This window comes from Calditerrivibrio sp. (genome assembly GCA_026415135.1).
Classification (GTDB): Bacteria; Chrysiogenota; Deferribacteres; order Deferribacterales; family Calditerrivibrionaceae; genus Calditerrivibrio.
Genome location: JAOAHS010000009.1, coordinates 51,350 through 72,030 on the forward strand (window position 1 = coordinate 51,350; position 20,681 = coordinate 72,030).

General features: G+C 35.4%; 18 protein-coding genes. 6 read left to right on the forward strand and 12 right to left on the reverse strand.

Annotation, left to right across the window (positions count from 1 at the left end; translation table 11 throughout):
• Positions 1 to 140: 140 nt before the first annotated feature.
• Positions 141 to 2,765: an alanine--tRNA ligase gene (alaS, locus tag N3C60_02200; protein ID MCX8083712.1), complete on the reverse strand. Its 2,625-nt coding sequence runs from the start codon at positions 2,763 to 2,765 to the stop codon at positions 141 to 143.
• A 9-nt stretch (positions 2,766 to 2,774) separates the two neighbouring features.
• Entirely contained in the window at positions 2,775 to 3,077 is a 303-nt protein-coding gene (locus N3C60_02205) for an HNH endonuclease (GenBank protein MCX8083713.1), read from the reverse strand.
• A gap of 86 nt (positions 3,078 to 3,163) precedes the next feature.
• On the opposite strand from N3C60_02205, the gene pckA reads away from it, so the two are divergent.
• Positions 3,164 to 4,756 (forward strand): phosphoenolpyruvate carboxykinase (ATP), encoded by a 1,593-nt coding sequence (gene pckA / locus N3C60_02210; protein MCX8083714.1) that lies wholly within the window; start codon positions 3,164 to 3,166, stop codon positions 4,754 to 4,756.
• Positions 4,757 to 4,786: 30 nt separating this feature from the next.
• Here the strand turns inward: pckA and acnA are convergent, their stop codons facing one another.
• Complete coding sequence (gene acnA, locus N3C60_02215; protein ID MCX8083715.1) at positions 4,787 to 7,420, reverse strand: aconitate hydratase AcnA; 2,634 nt, start codon at positions 7,418 to 7,420, stop codon at positions 4,787 to 4,789.
• Between the two features lie 132 nt (positions 7,421 to 7,552).
• Here acnA and N3C60_02220 point away from each other — a divergent pair, with 132 nt between their 5' ends.
• From N3C60_02220 to miaA, 5 genes are read left to right on the forward strand one after another with little or no spacing between them, the layout of a single operon-like run.
• Positions 7,553 to 7,900 (forward strand): cupin domain-containing protein, encoded by a 348-nt coding sequence (locus N3C60_02220; GenBank protein ID MCX8083716.1) that lies wholly within the window; start codon positions 7,553 to 7,555, stop codon positions 7,898 to 7,900.
• A gap of 13 nt (positions 7,901 to 7,913) precedes the next feature.
• Positions 7,914 to 8,738: a DsbA family protein gene (locus N3C60_02225; GenBank protein ID MCX8083717.1), complete on the forward strand. Its 825-nt coding sequence runs from the start codon at positions 7,914 to 7,916 to the stop codon at positions 8,736 to 8,738.
• A 17-nt stretch (positions 8,739 to 8,755) separates the two neighbouring features.
• The gene (locus N3C60_02230; GenBank protein MCX8083718.1) at positions 8,756 to 9,715 is read left to right on the forward strand and encodes an acetyl-CoA carboxylase carboxyltransferase subunit alpha; all 960 of its coding nucleotides are present in this window, start codon (positions 8,756 to 8,758) and stop codon (positions 9,713 to 9,715) included.
• Positions 9,716 to 9,736: 21 nt separating this feature from the next.
• A complete protein-coding gene (mutL, locus tag N3C60_02235) occupies positions 9,737 to 11,437 on the forward strand; it encodes a DNA mismatch repair endonuclease MutL (GenBank protein ID MCX8083719.1) in 1,701 nt (566 codons plus the stop codon).
• Entirely contained in the window at positions 11,434 to 12,354 is a 921-nt protein-coding gene (miaA, locus tag N3C60_02240) for a tRNA (adenosine(37)-N6)-dimethylallyltransferase MiaA (protein ID MCX8083720.1), read from the forward strand. Before mutL ends, miaA begins: the two co-directional genes overlap by 4 nt.
• On the opposite strand, the gene N3C60_02245 is transcribed toward miaA, so the two are convergent.
• From N3C60_02245 to N3C60_02285, 9 genes are all read right to left on the reverse strand, one after another.
• Positions 12,339 to 12,896: a helix-turn-helix domain-containing protein gene (locus N3C60_02245; protein MCX8083721.1), complete on the reverse strand. Its 558-nt coding sequence runs from the start codon at positions 12,894 to 12,896 to the stop codon at positions 12,339 to 12,341. The genes miaA and N3C60_02245 overlap by 16 nt on opposite strands.
• A 41-nt stretch (positions 12,897 to 12,937) precedes the next feature.
• Positions 12,938 to 13,210 carry an HU family DNA-binding protein gene (locus N3C60_02250; protein MCX8083722.1) on the reverse strand — a complete coding sequence of 91 codons (273 nt, stop codon included), beginning with the start codon at positions 13,208 to 13,210 and terminating at the stop codon, positions 12,938 to 12,940.
• A gap of 107 nt (positions 13,211 to 13,317) precedes the next feature.
• Positions 13,318 to 14,526, reverse strand: coding sequence for a 3-deoxy-D-manno-octulosonic acid transferase (locus N3C60_02255; GenBank protein MCX8083723.1), 1,209 nt, complete (start codon positions 14,524 to 14,526; stop codon positions 13,318 to 13,320).
• 61 nt (positions 14,527 to 14,587) lie between these two features.
• A complete protein-coding gene (locus N3C60_02260; GenBank protein MCX8083724.1) occupies positions 14,588 to 15,334 on the reverse strand; it encodes a polysaccharide deacetylase family protein in 747 nt (248 codons plus the stop codon).
• Positions 15,321 to 16,385 (reverse strand): glycosyltransferase, encoded by a 1,065-nt coding sequence (locus N3C60_02265; protein ID MCX8083725.1) that lies wholly within the window; start codon positions 16,383 to 16,385, stop codon positions 15,321 to 15,323. The genes N3C60_02260 and N3C60_02265 overlap by 14 nt, the downstream gene beginning before the upstream one ends.
• Positions 16,386 to 16,394: 9 nt before the next feature.
• On the reverse strand, positions 16,395 to 17,480 hold the full coding sequence (locus tag N3C60_02270) for a glycosyltransferase (protein ID MCX8083726.1): 1,086 nt from the start codon (positions 17,478 to 17,480) through the stop codon (positions 16,395 to 16,397).
• On the reverse strand, positions 17,481 to 18,503 hold the full coding sequence (locus N3C60_02275; protein MCX8083727.1) for a glycosyltransferase family 9 protein: 1,023 nt from the start codon (positions 18,501 to 18,503) through the stop codon (positions 17,481 to 17,483).
• A complete protein-coding gene (locus tag N3C60_02280) occupies positions 18,500 to 19,504 on the reverse strand; it encodes a hypothetical protein (protein ID MCX8083728.1) in 1,005 nt (334 codons plus the stop codon). Before N3C60_02280 ends, N3C60_02275 begins: the two co-directional genes overlap by 4 nt.
• A partial coding sequence (locus N3C60_02285; protein ID MCX8083729.1) for an O-antigen ligase family protein occupies positions 19,494 to 20,681 on the reverse strand: 1,188 nt, incomplete at its 5' end. The genes N3C60_02285 and N3C60_02280, both read right to left, overlap by 11 nt.

The following is a 20,681-nucleotide window of genomic DNA, read 5'->3' on the forward strand; positions in this document are numbered from 1 at the left end:
ATTTCCGTATCGATCCTCGATACTACATCCTGAGCTGGCTCAGCCACCCTTAAAGAAACCCATAAAAACTATAAGCACTACAAAAATTATCAATCCTAAATACTCACCCAATGCTATCTCCTAAAAAATAGTTTATACTATTATTGGCTAGTTATAAAATTTTTCAAATGGTTTATAGCTTCATCCAATTTAGATATATCCTTACCACCTGCCTGTGCAAAATCTGCTCGACCTCCACCACCGCCACCAGTTATCTTAGTGGCTTCCTTCACCAAGATATTAGCAGATAATTTAGCTGTAAGATCTTTGGTTACTCCACATAAAAATGTCAGTTTTTCACCATTTATTACAGGGATAAAAATTACCCCAGACTTTATTTTATTTTTGATATTATCTATCAGTTGCCTTACTGTTTCAAGATCGTCGGCATTTATTTTAAATGTGACAAATCTTATGCCATTTATATCAGAAGAATATTTATCCACTTCACCTAAAAAGCCCATTATATCTTTAGTCTTTATCTCATCCAGTTCCCTTTTTAGGGCTCTATTTTCATCTATGAGTTCCTGAATCTTGGTACTAATCAAATCTGTATTGATCTTGAGAAGAGAAGAAGCCGTATCCAAAATATTATATATCCTTGTCACCTCATCGAAAGCCCTAATCCCAGTTACAGCCTCTATCCTCCTAATCCCAGCAGCAACACTTGTCTCAGATATAATCTTAAAAAAACCGATCTCCCCTGTCTGCCTAACATGACAACCACCACACAACTCTTTTGAAAAACCAAGTACCTCCACAACCCTCACAACCTTATCATATTTCTCTCCAAAAAGAGCCATAGCTCCTGACCTGATGGCATCATCTATAGACATATACTCTTTTTTTACAATAGAATTTTTTATTATTTCTGAATTTACAATCCTTTCGATTTCATATATATTCTCTCTACTCAAACCCTCAAAATGACTGAAATCAAACCTTAGCTTCTCATCATTTACAAGGGAACCAGCCTGACGAACATGATCTCCTAAAACCATCTGTAGTGCTCTGTGGAGTAAATGGGTAGCGGTATGATTTCTCGCCGTAGCAAACCTCTTCTGCGTATCTATATTAGCAACAACTACATCATTTAACTTAAGAAAACCCTTCCTAATAGTAGCTTTATGCACTATAATTCCTGCTATTTTTTTTGTATCACGGACCGTTGCCAGTGCCTGCCCATTGGTCAAGGTTCCTGTATCTCCCATTTGACCACCACCTTCAGGATAAAAAGGTGTTTCATTTAAAACAATATCCACCTCTTCACCTTCTACAGCACTTTCCACTTCTTGTTCACCACGAATAATAGCAATAATACTACCATCTAGAGAAAAATCTTCATAGCCTTTGAACTCCGTCTTTAGATGCGATAATCTTTTGTATATCTCTGGTATCCTCTCCTCACCACTTCCAGCCCAATTCTTTTTTGCCCTTTCCTGCTGAATTGTCATCTCTTTTTCAAATCCGATCATATCAAGCTTATAACCATAATCCTCAGCAATATCTTGTAAAAGATCTGTAGGAAAACCATAGGTATCATATAATCTAAAAATATCTACACCTGATATCTCTTTCGTATCCCTATTTTTCTCCATAATATCTTCAATCATTTTAAGGCCAACATCCAGAGTCCTCGAAAACCTCTTCTCCTCAAAAGCCACCATTTTAGAGATATAATCCTTTTTGTCCTTTAGCTCTATATAATGATCCCCCATAAAATCCACAACATATTCACAAACCCTATAGAAAAATGAATCATCAAACCCAAGCATTTTTCCATGTCTCATCGCCCTTCTCATTATCCTTCTTAACACATAGCCTCTACCTTCATTAGAAGGTATAACACCATCTGCTATGAGAAAGGTCGTGGATCTACTGTGATCAGCTATCACCCTAAAACTCACATCATCCTTTTCACTGACCCCATACTTTTTATTTGCCAGATCAGCAGTAAAATCTATGATAGGTTTTATGAGATCAGTATCGTAGTTTGAGGTCTTTCCTTGGCACACAGCTGTGATCCTCTCTAACCCCATACCTGTATCTATACTCGGTTTTGGCAGGGGAGTGAGTTTACCATCAAAGGATCTATCAAACTGCATAAACACCAAGTTCCACAGCTCAAGATGCCTATCACAATCACAGTCTGGATTGCAATCAGGTCTCTTACACCCAGCATCAGGCCCCAAATCTATATGTATTTCCGAGCATGGTCCACAAGGTCCAGTATCCCCCATAGCCCAAAAATTATCCTTTTCCCCTCGTCTTAGTATCTTTTCAGTGGGGACACCAATTACCTCATTCCAGATTTTAAATGCTTCCTCATCATCGTAGTAAATGGAAACAAACAGCTTTTCCTTGGGAAGCCCCAACTCCACTGTGAGAAACTCCCAAGCATACTCTATGGCTTCTTTTTTGAAGTAATCCCCAAAAGAAAAATTACCGAGCATTTCAAAAAAGGTATGGTGTCTCGCAGTCCTGCCTACATTTTCCAGATCGTTGTGTTTCCCTCCTGCTCTAACAACCTTTTGACATGTTACTGCTTTGTTATAGTCCCTTTTTTCAAGGCCTAAAAAAAGATCTTTAAACTGATTCATACCTGCATTGGTAAATAAAAGAGTGGGATCATTGTGGGGAACCAGCGATGAAGAATCCACTACTCTATGACCATGCTTTTCAAAATACTTCAAAAACCTTTCCCTTATCTCTTTTCCAGATACCATATCTATCTCCTATGATTCTTTTTTTATTCTATTAAGATATTCTTCCCATTCAATGGGCAACATATATTTTTTCTTATTATTACAATCCTTACAAGCAGCAACGATATTCCCTTTTGTAGACTTACCTCCTCTTATCAAAGGCACTATATGATCCATAGTCAGCTCTTTTGGAGGAACTTTTTTTCCACAGTAATAGCATTCCCCTTTAGAGATAAGAGTATTCCACCACTGTTTCTTTCTAAGCTCTCTGGCTTTTTGTCTCTCTTTTTTAATTTCTTCTTCTGAAATATCAGATATAAAAAAATTGTCCATATTTTAAAACTATAATATATTTTTCTATTTATTTTCAAGCGAAATTTTGCTAAAAGGGATGGCTAAAAATTTTAAGGGGTAAGTTTATGGAAAAAACAGAACACAGCGGTCTTGAGGCACATGGTTTTAAAAACCTAAAGAGGATCCATTGGAACCTCTCCACACCAGAACTATATGAAGAGATTATCAAAAGACAAGAAGGTATTTTAGCCCACTTAGGGCCAATAGTTGTAAGAACAGGCCATCACACAGGTAGATCACCCAACGATAAGTTTATCGTTGATGATGGCGTTTATAGCAAAGATGTAAACTGGTCAAAGGATAACAAACCTATCTCCAAAGAAAATTTCGAAAGGATATATGCAAGAATTCAGGCCTATTTGCAGACAAAAGAGGTTTTTGTTCAGGAGTTGTATGCTGGAGCAGATAAGGAATACCAAATCAAAGTAAGGGTCATCACAGAAACAGCCTGGCACAATCTTTTTGCCAGAAACATGTTTATCAGGGAATATGATAAGGATAAACTTAAGGACTTTCAACCTGATTTTACCGTTATAAATGTACCAAGATTTCATGCAATACCAGAAATAGATGGCACAAATTCGGAAACATTTATCATTTTAAACCTTGAGAAAAAAGTGGTCATCATAGGTGGTACAAGTTATGCCGGCGAAATAAAAAAGTCTATATTTACAGTAATGAATTATCTTCTACCAAAAAAAGGTGTATTATCTATGCACTGCTCTGCAAATGTTGGAAAGAAAGGTGATGTTGCACTCTTTTTCGGATTATCTGGCACAGGTAAAACTACACTTTCCACTGATCCAGAAAGGGCCCTTGTTGGTGATGATGAACATGGTTGGAGTGATAAAGGAATTTTTAATATAGAGGGTGGTTGTTACGCAAAAGTGATAAAACTTTCTCAAAAATCTGAACCAGACATATATGAATGCACTAGAAAATTTGGAACCATACTTGAGAACGTTACCATCGACGTTATAACCAGAAGAATAGATTTAGATGACGATTCCCTTACAGAAAATACAAGGGCATCTTATCCGATAACACATCTACCCAATATCGTCCCAGACGGCATAGCTGGTATACCATCCAATATAATATTTTTAACCTATGATGCTTTTGGAGTGTTGCCCCCAGTGGCAAAACTAAATATGAACCAAGCAATGTTCCACTTTATTTCGGGATATACAGCAAGAGTAGCTGGCACTGAAAAAGGGGTAAAAGAACCCAAATCTGTATTTAGTGCATGCTTTGGTGCCCCTTTTATGGTACACCACCCATCAGTTTATGCCAAAATCCTCGGAGAAAAGATGTGCAAATATAATACCAAATGCTGGTTAGTGAATACAGGGCTTACAGGTGGTCCCCATGGAATTGGTAAAAGGTTCTCAATAGAATACACAAGAAGGATAATCAAATCAATATTGGACAATGAACTGGACAACATCCCTTTTAATGAAGATCCTACATTTGGATTTTTAGTACCGACATCTATACCAGATCTGCCAGCAAGCATTTTAAATCCAAGAAATTCTTGGGAAGATAAGTCTAAGTACGATGAAACGATTCAAAAATTAGCCCGTGATTTTAAAGAGAATTTCCAAAAATATAAAGATAAAATAGATGAAGAGATATTAAAAGGTGCACCAAAATGCTAAAACAAACAGGGGTACACCTCCCCTGTTTGATTATAAAAACCTCCTCAAAACGTAAGGTAAAATCCCACCATTGAGATAATATTCCACTTCAATCTGGGTATCAAGCCTTGCTACCACTTCAAACACTGTCTTACCACCATCCTGTCTAACTGCTTCTACAGAAATTGTTTTACGAGGATATATCTGCTGTATACCTTTCAAATTAAAAACCTCATCACCTTTAAGACCTAAGGATTGCCAGCTTTCTCCATCTTTAAACTGCAGTGGAAGAACACCCATTCCAACCAAATTACTTTTGTGTATCCTTTCAAAAGACTCTGCAATTACAGCTTTAATACCGAGAAGTCTTGTCCCTTTAGCAGCCCAATCCCTCGATGAACCGGTACCATATTCTTTACCAGCTAAAACTATTAAAGGGGTATTATCCTTTTTATATTCCATAGCCACATCATAAACAAAGCCTAATCTTCTTTCTGGATATTTAATAGTCCAGGACCCCTCCTTATCCACCATTTTATTTTTAAGTCTAATATTGCCAAAAGTCCCCCTTATCATCACTTCGTGATTACCTCTTCTTGAGCCATAAGAGTTAAAATCATATTCCCCAACACCTTTTGAAATGAGATATTTACCAGCAGGATAATCAGGATCTATTTCACCTGCAGGAGAAATATGATCAGTGGTAATTGAATCACCTAACATTAACAACACCCTTGCACCTAAAATATCATAGCTCTCACTTAAAGTGGAATCAAAATCATCGAAATATGGAGGTTTTTTGATATATGTAGATCTTTCCTGCCAGTTATAAATTTTATCATTGCGGACATTTAAACGCTTCCAAAATTCATCCCCATCAAATATCTTAGCATACTCCCTTTTAAAATCAGCTTTTGTAAAAACATGCTCAAGTATTTCCTCTATCTCTTCACTTTTAGGCCAGATATCTTTGAGCATCACCTTTTCACCATAGGGTGTAAAACCAATAGGTTCAGAGGTAAAATCTATATCAATGTTGCCTGCCAAAGCATACGCAACTACAAGGATAGGGCTAGATAGATAATTCGACTTTACAAGCTGATGTATCCTTGCCTCAAAATTTCTATTGCCCGAAAGAACAGAGGCTACATTTAAGTTATTCTCCACTATCACTTTTTCTATTTCAGTCAATAAAGGACCACTGTTACCTATACAGGTCGTACAACCATAGGCGGTAACATGAAAACCCAAAGCCTCCAAATAAGGTAACAGATTAGCTTTCTTTAAGTATGCTTCCACTACCTTTGAACCTGGCGCTAAGGATGTCTTTACATACGGTTTTACTTTCAAACCTTTTTTAACAGCATTCCTAGCCAACAATCCTGCTCCGATCATAACATATGGGTTTGAAGTATTTGTACAAGATGTAATCGCTGCAATAACTACACTACCATCCCTGATATTAACAGGGGTATCATTTAATGTAATAGTCACAATGGTATCTTTTTTCGAAGCGGAAACACGTGTTTTAACATCTTTTAAAGATATCCTATCCTGTGGTCTTGAAGGCCCTGCTATGGAAGGCTCAATGGAACCCAAATCTATCTCTAACACATCTGTATAATCTACCTTCTCCTGACCTGTATAGTACAAACCTATCTTTTTAGCATATATCTCAAGGATATCAGCATACTTCTCTCTATTGGTAAGTTTAAGATAGTCAATTGTTTTTTTATCTATAGGAAATATCCCTAATGTTGCACCAAACTCTGGTGTCATATTAGAGATTGTGGCTCTGTCTGTAATAGAAAGTGTTTTGATACCTGGGCCAAAATACTCCACAAACTTATCCACTACCCCATATCGGCGCAACTTCTCGGTAATTGTCAAAATTAGATCTGTTGCCGTAACCCCTTCTTTAAGTTCACCAACAAGTTTTACACCGATAACCTCTGGTATTGGCATATAGTAAGGTTGCCCCAGCATAACTGCTTCCGCTTCAATACCACCCACACCCCAACCCATTACACCTATACCATTTACCATAGGGGTATGGGAATCTGTCCCGATACAGGTATCAGGATAGACAAGCTTTCCCTGTTTCCTTTCCTCCACGACAACAACTTTTGCTAAATATTCAAGGTTTACTTGATGACAGATACCAGAATTCGGTGGCACAACCCTGAAATTATGAAAAGCCTTTTGTGCCCATTTCAAAAACTTGTACCTCTCTTCATTTCTTTTATACTCTAAGAAAACATTTTTGTTGATACTATCAGAAGTCCCGTAGTAGTCGATCTGAACAGAGTGATCTACTACAAGATCCACGGGAACCAAAGGATTTATCTTTTCTGGGTTCTTACCCAAACTAACCATCGCATCCCTCATGGCAGCAAGATCAACAACAGCTGGAACACCAGTGAAATCCTGCATCAGCACCCTAATCGGTTTATAGGGGATCTCCACCGGGGAATCCTGCTTCTTCTTCCAACCCGCAACATTCTTAACATCCTTCTCAGTTATAATTTCCTCATCTAAATTCCTTAAGATATTCTCCAAAAGTATCTTTATCGAATACGGGAGCCTTTTTATATCAAAACCATCTTTGGATAGCTTGTTTATATCATAGTAATAATACTCTTTTTCTTCAAACTCAAAACTGCTCAAAAACTTCTCCTTTTCCATACAAACCCCCAAACGATGAACTTTTTGACTTTTATCTTTTCTGATTTTAATATACTAGAACAAATTTGTAAACTAAATATTTGCTTTTTTTGTTTAGTTGTAATATAAAAAATAAAAAAATGAGGTGCTTCTATGTTTGTTGGGCATTTATCTGATGTTAAAGGGGTTAATTATGAAACAGATGAGATCAAAGGTGTCATTAAACAGGTAGCTATAGGAAAAAAAGAAGGCTGGGATGATTATGTAATGAGGGTCTTTACAATAAAAAATGGAGGTAATACTCCCAGACATAGCCATGATTGGTGCCATGTAAACTACGTAATAGAAGGAGAAGGTACCCTTTTTTTAGACGGCAAGGAGTATGAGGTTAAAGCTGGTTCCATAGCCTATATACCCAACAACAAAGAACACCAATTTAAAGCCAACAAAGGTTCAGATATAAAATTTATATGTATAGTCCCAGAAAAAGGAGAATATTAAAAGGAGAAAAAAGATGAGACTATTTTTTACTTTATTACTAACTTTCATTACCACATCTCTTTTTGCGAACGATATCGAAAAAAACCTTGAAAAAAATCTTCTGCTAAACTTTGAAAAACGAGGTATAAAAGATGTAACAATAGACGTTGATGTAATAAAAGAGATTGATGAGGTAAAGGGGTATTATCTTGTAAAAGCTACAATTATTGACAAAAAAAACAATAAAAAAGTGGATCAGTACCTGGTTAGCAACGGTAATATTTTACTTCCAGATATTATAGACATAACAAAAGGTAACAGCATAGTAAAAGACCTTATTTTTTCTTATGATGTGACCAACGTCGATGTTTCAAAGTTAACCCTTATCTATGGGAACAAAAATGCAAAAAATGTTATAGTTAAAGTATCCGACTTTGAATGCCCATATTGTAGAAAAGCCAATGAATATCTCGAAACGAAGTTAAATAACAACAAAAAAGAGGTAGCAGTCTATCTACTCCATTACCCTCTTTCAATCCACAAAAAAGCAAATCTATATGCAAGGATCTTAGAGGCTGGTCTTAAGTTGGGTAAAAATTTCACCAACGAACTATACTCTGGCAAATACGATAACATGGAAGAATCTAAAATAATAGAAACTTTTGGGCAGATGACAGGTAAAAAAGTCGATTTTGAAAAGCTATTAAACTCCAAAGAAATAGCCGATAAAATCAAATCACACATGGAATATGCTGAAAAATTGGGGATAAATTCTACTCCTATTATTTTTATAAATGGTAGAAAGGTAGAAGGCTATAACACGCAACTCATAGACAAAGGTTTTTCAATGATGAAATAAACAGATAGAGGTGGTGCATGGCTATTCAACCTTTAGATTTTGAAGTACCTATATATGAACTGGAAAAAAAATTAGAAGAGTTAAAGGGTATTTCTGAGATTGTAGATAAAGATATAGAGAGTAAGATCCAAAAACTTGAAGATAGAATTAAAAAGGTCAAAGCAAACATCTACCGCAATCTAACCCCAGCCCAAAAAGTTTTGGTTGCAAGACATCCAAACAGACCATACACGCTTGACTATATTTCAGCACTCTTTGAAGACTTTGTGGAACTTCATGGTGATAGACTGTTCATGGATGATGCTGCAATAGTGGCTGGTATTGCAAAATTTGAAGGGGAACCATGTGTTGTAATCGGACATCAGAAAGGTAGAAACACCAAAGAAAACATCTTTAGAAACTTTGGAATGCCCAATCCAGAAGGTTACAGAAAAGCTAAAAGAATATTTGAATTGGCAGATAAGTTTAAAAGGCCTATTTTCACTTTCGTCGATACGCCCGGAGCTTATCCAGGTATTGGTGCTGAAGAAAGGGGGCAGGCAGAAGCTATTGCTAAAAATCTCTTCGTCATGGCAGGCTTAAAAGTACCGATGATCACTGTGATTACCGGTGAAGGAGGTAGTGGAGGTGCCCTCGCAATAGCAATGGGCAATAGGGTTCTCATGTTAGAACATTCGATCTATGCAGTTATTAGCCCTGAAGGTTGTGCTTCCATTCTATGGAAAGATGCCAGCTATTCCAAAAGAGCCGCAGAAGCCTTGAAACTAACCGCTCAAGACCTCAAATCATTAAACATAATTGATGAAATTATCAAAGAACCAGTAGGAGGTGCCCACAGGGACCACGAATCCACATTTAACAACGTAAAAAGAGCCCTCAAAAAACATTTCAATGAACTTAAACAGTACTCCCCAGAAGAACTTTTTGAAATGCGCTACCAAAAATTTAGGAACATGGGTGTATTTACTGAACAGTAGCATAATTCTACGGAGCAATAGTTGCCATCAGAAATAATTATTCTCCCTGAAGAGATCTCCAATAAGATTGCAGCTGGAGAGGTGGTTGAAAAACCATATAATGTTGTCAAAGAACTACTGGAAAACGCTATCGATGCATCTGCAGATAAAATAGATATAGAGCTGAGAGATGGTGGTTTTTCCCTCATAAAAGTCACAGATAACGGCATAGGAATATTACCTGATGATATACCCAAAACAATTGAGCGGTTTGCCACTAGCAAGATAAGATCCTTTGAAGATATATACAACTTAAGAACTTATGGCTTTCGGGGAGAAGCTTTAGCAGCTATCAGTTCGGTTTCCGACTTCAAAATATCATCCAGACGAAATGGTTATGATGGATACACCCTCATAAAAAACTATGGTGAACCCAGTGAAGTCAAGCCATCCCCTATCCCTCACGGAACGATTGTCGAAGTATCCAATCTTTTTCAAAAAATTCCGGTTAGAAAAAAATTTCTCAAAAATTCAAACAATGAGTATAAAGAGATTATAAAATTCGTCAAACAGTTTGCATCTATTAACTACAACGTTTCCATAACCCTTAGCAACGATGGGGAAATCGTCTTAGATTTCTCTAAAGATAAAAAGATGTTCGATAGGGTAAAAAAGGTATTCAATGAATCTAATATTTTTGAAGTATGCAATAGATATGACAATCTACGACTCAATGCCGTCATAGGTAATCCCCAATGCCAGAAATATCGTAAGGATTATATTATCATAGCAGTAAATAAAAGGATTATAAAAGATTATAATATCCAGCAGGCAGTTATAAATGCTTACAATAGACTTATCCCTGAAAACAGGTTTCCCTTTGCCGTTCTTGATATACAGATAAGTGGTAATGATGTGGATATAAACGTTCACCCAACAAAATCCTCAGTAAAATTTTATAACAATAATGATATATTTCTTTTTATCTATGACTCAATAAAAAATGCTCTTTATGAAAACGCTTTGCCCAAATATACCTACAATACATTGAACGATAATAACCCCAAACTCTCTGATATTTCAGTAAAAGAATCACATCCCCTTTATGAAATTGATTTATCAAAACAGTTTCAGATAGAAGAAGTCATACAACAAAATAAGAGAGAAGATAAAGTCATAGAGAAAGACAATGACAACCTCAAGATAATAGGTCAACTGTTTAAAACTATAATCTTATGTGAAAAAGATAACGAACTCATACTTATTGACCAACATATTGCCCATGAAAGGGTACTTTTTGAAAAGTACAAAAAATCTTCAACCTTCATCCCTACCATAACTCTTTATGAACCAATACTGCTAGATTTAGAAAGTGATGAAGTAGATTTATTTAAAAATCTTTTAGATAGTTTGAAAAAATACGGATTTAATATGGAGTTTTTTGGAAAAAAAAGCATTAAAATAACAACAATACCCACTTATGTAATCAAAAAAGATCCAACAGAAGAGATAAAAAATATAGTATCCGAACTAATATCATTAAAAATACCTGATGATGATAAACTCCCACTTATTTTATCCTGTAAAAATGCGATAAAATCAGGCGACTACCTCACAACCTTTGAAATGGAAGAAATTGTCAGAAATTTATTTCAAACATCAAATCCCTACACCTGCCCACATGGTAGACCTATCTTCATTAGTATATCTAAAGAAACTATCTTTAAGAAATTTCAAAGATGAAGATTCCAATAATCACTGGTTACACAGCTACAGGGAAAACTGAGATCGCCCTCCTGATATCAAAATACCTCCCAGTTGAAATAATCAGTGCAGATGCGTTTCAGGTCTATAAATACATGGATATAGGTACAGCCAAACCATCCAAAGAGGAACTTTCAGCAGTTAAACACCATTTAATAGACATCTTAGAACCAGACGAAACCTATTCGGCTGGAGTCTTTTTTGAAAAAGCGGAACAACTGATTGAAGAGATTTCAAAAAGATGTAAAATACCTATAATTGTTGGAGGAACTGGCCTTTATGTTGAAACACTAAAAAAAGGGCTCTTTGTGGAACCAGCATTGATAAAAGAACTTAGACCATCGATTGAAAAAGAGCTATCATCCAAAGGTATATCCTATTTCTACCAAGCTCTTCTACAAAAAGATCCCATATATGCCCAAAAAATCTCAAAAAATGACAGGAACAAGATATTAAGAGCTTTTGAAATAATGGAATCCACTGGTCTAACTGTCACCGAAGCCCATAAAAAATACCATAGACAACCTAAATTTTTATACAATATCTATGTCATTGAAAAAAACAGAATCAAACTATATGATGATATAAATAAAAGAGTAATTAACATGTTTTCATCCGGCTGGGTAGATGAAGTAAAACGTCTATTGGATAGGGGTTTTTCTCCACAATTACATTCTTTTAAAGCTATAGGGTATCGGGAGATTGCCGAATTCCTATGTAACTCAAACATAACCCTTCAACAACTGATAAATTATATACAAACCAAAACAAGGCAATTTGCAAAAAGGCAAATAACATGGTTTAAACATATGGATGGTATAAAAAGGGTAGACTATGGGGTTCTGAATATAGACAATCTAGTTCACGATATCGAATTAAACTATTTTGGCAAATAGATCCATAATATTCTTGAAATATTAGAGGATATATTTCTAACCTTGTGGCTTTTCGAGGAATCGAAATAGAAATACTGATGCACCCCTAACTTAAACCTCTCATCATCTAAAACCAACTCTATCTCACCTTCTAAAACAAACCCCTGCTCCTCACCGTCATGTTTTAGAGCTTGAGAGTAGCCACCATTAGGAAATAGCTCCACAAGATATGTCTTCATTTTGTAGTTTCTACTTTTATGTAAAAGATATAAATTGAACTCTCCTTTCTTTGAATATATCAACTCGGCATCCACTTCAAAATCAAATGTGCATTTGTCATTCTCGATAGTATTGTAATCTCTATCAAAAAAATCTGCTATAGTTAACCCAAAGAATGAAGAGATATCCTTAAGCGTACTCAACGAAGGTGTGGCTCTACCATTTTCCAGCATAGATACATAGCTCTTTGTTTTACCGATTGAAGAAGCCAACTGCTCGAGGGTAATACCTTGAGATTTTCTTAAACTTTTTATCTTTTGAGATATATAAGATGAATTACTCACAAGCAAACTAAAAAGGGCTTTCCTGAGAAAGCCCTTTTGTATTACTTAACAGACTCTTTAAATAACTTTCCTGGGGTGAACTTTGGTGCTTTTTTTGCCGGAATCTTGATCTCTTTCCCTGTCTGAGGATTTCTACCTGTTCTGGCTTTCCTTTCATAAATAGAAAAAGTACCAAAACCTACCAGAGTAACCTTGTCTCCACCCTTAAGTGCTTCCACTACAGCTTCTTCAAATGCCTCTAAAGCTTTTTCAGCTTCAACCTTCTTAAGGCCCGCTTTTGCAGCAATCTTTTCAATCAAATCTTTCTTGTTCACATCAAACCTCCTGAGCTTATTAAGATACGGCCTATATAATACATTTTTTTGTAGATTTCAAACATTTTTTTTGTAATAGCCCACTTTTTTTTACACAATTGTACATTTCAACTAAACTGCTTTCTCCCTGTGATATTTTTTGCTATATCTATCAATCTATTAACTGCACCTCTATGTTTTACCAGAAACTCAAAACCTTTCTCTTTTTTTATTTTAACCAGCTCATTGTTATTTAAAATTTCATATAAAGCTTTTTTAAACTCTTTTTGATCTTTAACTATTTCCACCAAACCCTCTTTAACCATCGTCTCATACAATTCCTGAAAATTGAATAAATAAGGACCAGAAATAATAGGAATACCCAGACTCAATGGCTCCAAAGGGTTATGGCCCCCTTTTGGGACCAAACTACCACCAACAAATGCCACCTCACTGATGGCATAAAACCTCATTAGTTCCCCAAAAGTATCCACAATAATAAGAGATACCTCACCATTATATTCGTCGATTTGACTTCTAAATAGATATTTTATACCCTTAAGTTCAGCCATCTTTCCTATCTCTTTTGCTCTGAATGGATCCCTCGGTGCAACAACCCACAGAATATGCTTGAAATCTCCAATAAGATCTATTATAATTTTTTCTTCACCATCATGCGTACTACCTGCTACAATTACCTTTCTATTATCCAAAATAGTCTTAAGCTTTTTAGCATCAGACATAATTTCTTTGTCTACATACATATCAAACTTTATATTACCGGTTACCACTAATCTTGTTTCTTCAACTCCTAATTCACAAAACCTTTCTCTATCAGCTTCACCTCTAACGGCTATTATAGTAAAGCAGTTAAGAAAATATGAAATAACATCTTTAAATAACTTATACTTCTTCTTCGATTTTTCTGACATCCTTGCATTGGCTAAAATCATGGGGATACCTTTTTCTCTTGCACTATACAGCATATTTGGCCATATCTCCGTTTCGATAATAATGCCAAGTTTTATATTCCATTTCTCATAAAACCTCTTCATAAAAAAATACAAATCAAAGGGTAAATATATATGTAATATATCATCAGAAAATATCTTTCTTATCTGGTTAGAACCAGACGGTGTTGTCGTGGTGACCAAAATATCATAATCTGTAAACTCAGATTTAATGCCCCTTATCAAACTTAAAGAAGCATTAACTTCACCCAAAGATAAAGCATGTATCAATATTATTTTTTTATCACTTTTTGGATATCTAAAAAACCCGATTCTTTCATCTAATCTTCTTCTATAATCTTTATTTTTAAAACCTTTAATAAACAATCTTAAAAATAAAAAAGGAAGTAATATAAAAAATAAAACATTATAGAAAAATAGAAAAAATCTAATCATCCAACCTTAATAACTCCCTCTTGGGTCTATTTTTAAAAAAAATTTTCCAGGCAAAACCTAACAAACTATCACCATAACTTACAGCTTTTCTTGGTATAGCAAAAGGATCCACATCTTTTCTTAATGTTGCCCTCTCACATGTAACAGCAGTAAGATAACCTGCCTCCTTAACAGTTCTCATGATCTCTATATTGTGATAACCATAAGGATAACAAAAATGATCAACATTACAACCTAAAAGATCTTCAAGTATCTTTTTACTTTTTATAATATCATCTTTTGCAATGTAATATTCACATTCAGTCAACCTCAAATGACTATAGCCGTGGGAGCCTATCTCTATACCATATTTTATAATATCCCTTATCTGGGATAAAGACATTAGCTTTGCTGGATAATGCCCATCTTTTTCAAGCCAATCAGCTTTTTCACCTATCTTGCCAGCAAGAACATATACAACTGCAGTAAATCCATATTTTTGCAAAAGAGGGAGAGCATATTCATAAAAATTTTCATATCCATCATCAAAAGTAAGTACCACACACTTTTCAGGCAAACTTGCCACCTCACCCTTTAAATACAAATACAGCTGCCCCATGGATATAGATTTAAAGCCATTGAATTTAAGTAGTCGAAGTTGGTTTTCAAATCTCTTTACATCACAGTAAGTGGCTTTATGAGAGCTCATTTTTTTAAATCTACCAATCTGGTGATACATGATAACATCAATCTTTGGCATTCCAATCACCTCTGATTGATTTATAAAGGTCTATAATCTTTCTATACATAATCCATGCATCAAAAAACTCTTCGTATACCTTTTTTGACTGTTCAGACATTTTCTTTATAAATGATCTATCTTCAGCAATCCCTTTCATACATGCAGCAAGTTCATCAACATTCTCACTTTCAAACAGCATTCCGTTTAATCTATCTTTAACTATTTCAGGAATACCTCCTACTCTACTTCCCACGACAGGTAATCCAACGCTAATAGCCTCAAGAATAGCCAAAGGCATAGCTTCCCTTCTTGATGGTGAAAGGTAAACATCAAATGCTACAAAATAATCAAATACATTATCTTTGCCACCAACAAAAAGAACTTTATCATCCATCCCATACTCCTTTACCATATCTATTAACAATTTACCATAATCTGTAGCATAATCCCCCACCACAACTATTTTAGCATAAATACCAGCTTTTTTAAAAGCTTTTATCGCTATATCGTGCCCCTTATCGTAAATAACCCTCGATACCATACCAAAAACAATATCATTCTCTTTTATTCCCCATTCAGATCTAAGCTTATCTCTGACTGAACTATCTATAACAGGGATTTTAACACCATTGTAGATTGTAGTAAGTTTATCTGAAGGATGTCCTTTACTCAGCAAAAAATCTCTAACAGCATTTGAAACACACACTATTCTATCTACCCACCTAAAATGCTTCCAGGTATTTGTGGAATGGGCAGTGGCCACAGAAGGTATGCCTGCAACTTTTGAAGCTATCCCTGCATAAAAAGCACCACGAGTCAAGTGTCCATGCACAATATCGGGTCTAAATTTTTTAAAAAAAATTACCAATTTCATCAAAGAATATAAATCATAGAAACCATGCATAGGTATATGAAAGGTATCAACCCCAATGCTCGATAGTTTGACAGAAAGCCATGAATCCTTAGGTCCTGCAAAAACCACTTCATGCCCATTGTTTTTTAGCATTTCTGACAATATCAAGACATGCTTTTCAGCTCCACCCAGCGTATGGCTATGAAGAACAAACACTATTTTCAATCAAACACCCCGTAGGATTTCACTGTACAACATAATATATTTATTAACCATATTATCCACAGAAAACTCTCTATCCACTATTTCGATACCTCTTTCACCCATTTTTCTCGCCAGTCCTTCATCATTTAAAACCATCATTATCCTATTAAAAAGAGATTCAACATCCCCTTTTTCAACAAGAAAACCATTTTCACCATCTTTTACGATCTCAGGTATCCCACCCACTCTATTCGCTACAATGGGTACACCAGCAGCAGATGCCTGAATGAGGGATACACCCAAGCCTTCCATATCTGCAGGATGAACAACAAGATCAAGGTGATAAAGCCACTTATGTAAATCATCCCTGAAACCAGCAAAGATACAATACTCCTCAAGTTTTTTTTCTTTTAGAATAGCTCTAAGCTTACTTTCAAGCTTCCCTTTACCAAAGATTACAACTCTAATGTCTGGATTCTCCTTGACCAGTTTAGGCAAAATCTCCAAGATATACCTATGCCCCTTTCTTTCTATAAGTTGTGCTATTATCCCTATTACTTTTGAACTACCCTTAAGACCAAACTCCTTTAAAAACTCTTCCTTCGTAGCTGGTCTTCTAAAAGGCTCTGGATACAAAACACTTCTGATAGTAATAATTTTTTGAGGAGGGATCTTTTCATCCAACAAAACCCGCCTAATACCATCAGAAATAGTTACAATTTTATTGTAAAAATTATACTTTAACATAGCCCATATTGGATTTTCTGGATTGTCCACCCTCCGCGTACATATAGCAGGAACACCTTTTAATTTTGAAACAAATCCTCCCCAAAAGTCTACACCTTTTCTACTGTGGACATGCACAATATCAGGTCTTCTATCCCTTATAACACTCAACAGTCTAATAGGAAATGTTAAATCTAAATCCCCCAAAAAACTTATTTCAACGATATTAGAAAAATCTTTTGCCTCCCTCGAGATGGCACTACCCTTTGGTGTAAGCAATATATTTTCTACACCCATTCGTTTCAAACCTTCAAGGAGATAAACCACCTGTTTTGCACCGCCATAAAGATTTCTACCAACCTCTATATGCAAAACTCTCATTTAACCATCCAATAAAAAGGAAACTTTATCCAACAACATCTCAGGGGTTATTATCTTCATACAATCATATCTCCCATCACAGGTCGGTTTTCTACGACAGGGAGAACAGGGTAGCTTTTCATACAACACTATGGTCTTATTAGAGTAAGTCCTCAAATAGGGGCAAGTGGAACCGAAAATAGCTACAGTATTTATACCAAAAGCTGTTCCAAGATGTGTCAATCCTGTATCAACACCAACTATACCATCAGATAGCATAATAAGAGCTGCAGAAGTTCCCAGATCTGTTATACCTACCAAGCACACAACCCTTTCATCTCTAAAGTATTTTGTTGCCTTTTCAATATTCCCTTTGCCACCTAAAATAAGAAGTTTATACTCGTGGTATTTCTCTAAAAAAGATTTTATAAAACTACACCAATAATCATCCAACCAATGTTTTTGGGGCCTCGTTGTAAAGGGTGCTATGACTATATACTTCTTTATATTGAAACTACCTAACAATGTTTTTGCATTAGAAATAGCCTGTTCACAAAGTACGATTTTTGGTCTACCATCAGAAGAAGCCCACTTCATCTGATCTATTAAATATAGATACTCAGAGGCAAACTGTTCAGAGTGACCACCCCTTTCTATAACTTTATCCAAAAAGAGCCAGTTTCCCTCCCTTTTACCAAGCCCAACTTTATATTTAGCTTTCGATAAAAAAACCCATATAGCCCCTTTCATTAACCCATGTAAATCGATGGCCAAATCATACCTGTTTTCCCGAAATCGTGATAAAAAAGAAAAAAAAGACATAATCAGTTTTATAAATCTCTTACCCTTTAAAAGCTCTTTCCATTCATCAACTGGCAATGGAATAACTTCGTCTATGAGATAGTTACCCTCTAAAAGTGAGCTATACTGAGCTTTTACAAGCCATACCACATAGTTTTTTTCCGCTTTGAGGGAACCAAGTAACGTGGAAGCAAAAACAATATCTCCAATAGCCGAAAGTCTTACCAACAAGACCTTTTTCATGTTATCATTTGTAGTATTATCTTATGATAAACTTCATCAACAGCAATATCTTGAACTGATGCTGCAGTAATATATCGAATATCAGGATCATGACAAGGAACTGGCCTATTACCTATCAAAACAAGTGTAGCTGATCCCGTCGCTGCCGCCACGTACAAGATACCTGTATCGTTGCCTATGCAGCCATTTGTATGTTTGATTATCGCAGCACTGTCCATAACCGAATTCGGCATAAAAACTCTAAATCTATCAGCAAAACTTTCAGGTATCCTTTGCCTTATATCATTTAATATACTCTCTTCAGCCTTTCCACCAACACAAACAACCCCAACACCACTCATCAACAGCTTAAGAGAAAGTTCAGAAAACTTCTCTATCCCCCAATCCTTGTGCTTGACAGAAGCACCTACCGCTAAGACTACCCTTTTATCAGGTAAACCTGAAAGTAGATCTCTATTCTTTTCTAAAAGCTCTAAAGGTATCATAAGACGAGGAACAAGCCTTTCTTTTGCAAAACCATGAAGTATAGCAAGCTCTGTTGCCCATTCATAGTTTGAGATACATGGACCTTTGTACTCTTTAATATAAGGTTTACGGTTGAGAAAAAACCTCTGTAGCCAGTTATACTTAAAACCACCATAACCTATTCTGACAGGTATACCTGCAAGAAATGCCAGCATACCATATCTAATTCTATCAGAAAAGATAACAATTCTATCAAATTGTCTTAGTTTTATGATCTTAAGTAACTTAAAAAATCCCTTTAAGCCTCTATGTTCCCCTTTATTGTCTTCTTTTCTCCATCTATCGTATATAATAATCTCTTCAACATAATCAACACCTCTTAAGATATCATGGGGTCTACATGTGGGTCTAGCAATCAAAACAACTTTACCATTCTTACTCTTCTTTGCAACAGCCTCTATATAGGGTAATCTAAAGATGAGATCCCCTATACCCAGATCGTGTTGCAAAACAGCAGTGTATGGCCTATTGTCCACCTTTTATCTCCAGATCTAAGTTTTCATAATACCTCATCCCACCTGCAAAGAGGGAAAGTAGAAAAACATAATTACTTATTCCAGCAGCTGTACCAAACATGGAATCAGATAGAGAAAACAAAAACATACCACAGATAGTTAATAAGCCCCCCATGGCCAAAGCTCTAATTCTCCAATCTATTTCAAATCTTCTGACTTTTTTGTAAAAAAAGATAAACAAACCAGTATAAAAGATTATATAAAAAACAACTCCAACAAGACCTTGCTTGGCCAAAAAAGTAATGATATCATTATGAAGATGGCCATGTCTAGCTAATTCTGGATTTGTTTTTTTACTTTTTATATCCTCTTCCAGTTCCTCTTCAAATTTAACATAACCTTTCCCCCAAATAGGGCTTTCTAAAAATTTTACAATGCCATATCTCCACATCTCCAATCTCGTCCCAAAACTACCTAATAAAACATCAGATTTATTTTGAATTTTTATATAAGTTGCAGCTTCATTTATTGCCTCATCAATCTTATTTTTAACTATACCCACTTTAAAATAAACAATCACCATTAAAAACACTATCAACAATACAACAATCACTCTATGGACAATCTTTATACGCTCAAAAGCTAAACTAACTATAAATATCAGAAAGGGTAACACAATCCAGCCACCTCGACTCTTAGAAGCTACTGAAATCCATAAGCTCATCACAAAAATAGGAAAAGCAACTAAAAACTTATAACCATTTTTAATTTCTTTATTCATATATATCATAACTATCATAATTAGCCCCAAGAGGATTGCAAAATTTCCAAAAGGTATAGGAGCCATAAAGCTATGAGCTCTTTCTAATTTTAAAATATACAACTCATAAAAAGATAGGATAGATGCATACAGTAAACATGTTGCAATACCATAGTATAAAACTACAATTCTAAACCCCAAAATCAAAATAACAGAAAAAGCAAAAATACCTAAAATCAGTCTAAAAGGCCTATCCAGGTGATGTGTATCAAAACCTAAAAAAAGCATATTCAAAAGGAAAGCTAAAGGTAGTATGATTAATAAAAACATAAAAACCTTATCCTGTTTATAAAACTTCACCTTACCCTTTAAAATAGTGTAAATACCCAAAATCGAAATGATAGCCAGCACCGTCATAGAAAGTTTCTTCACTGTGAT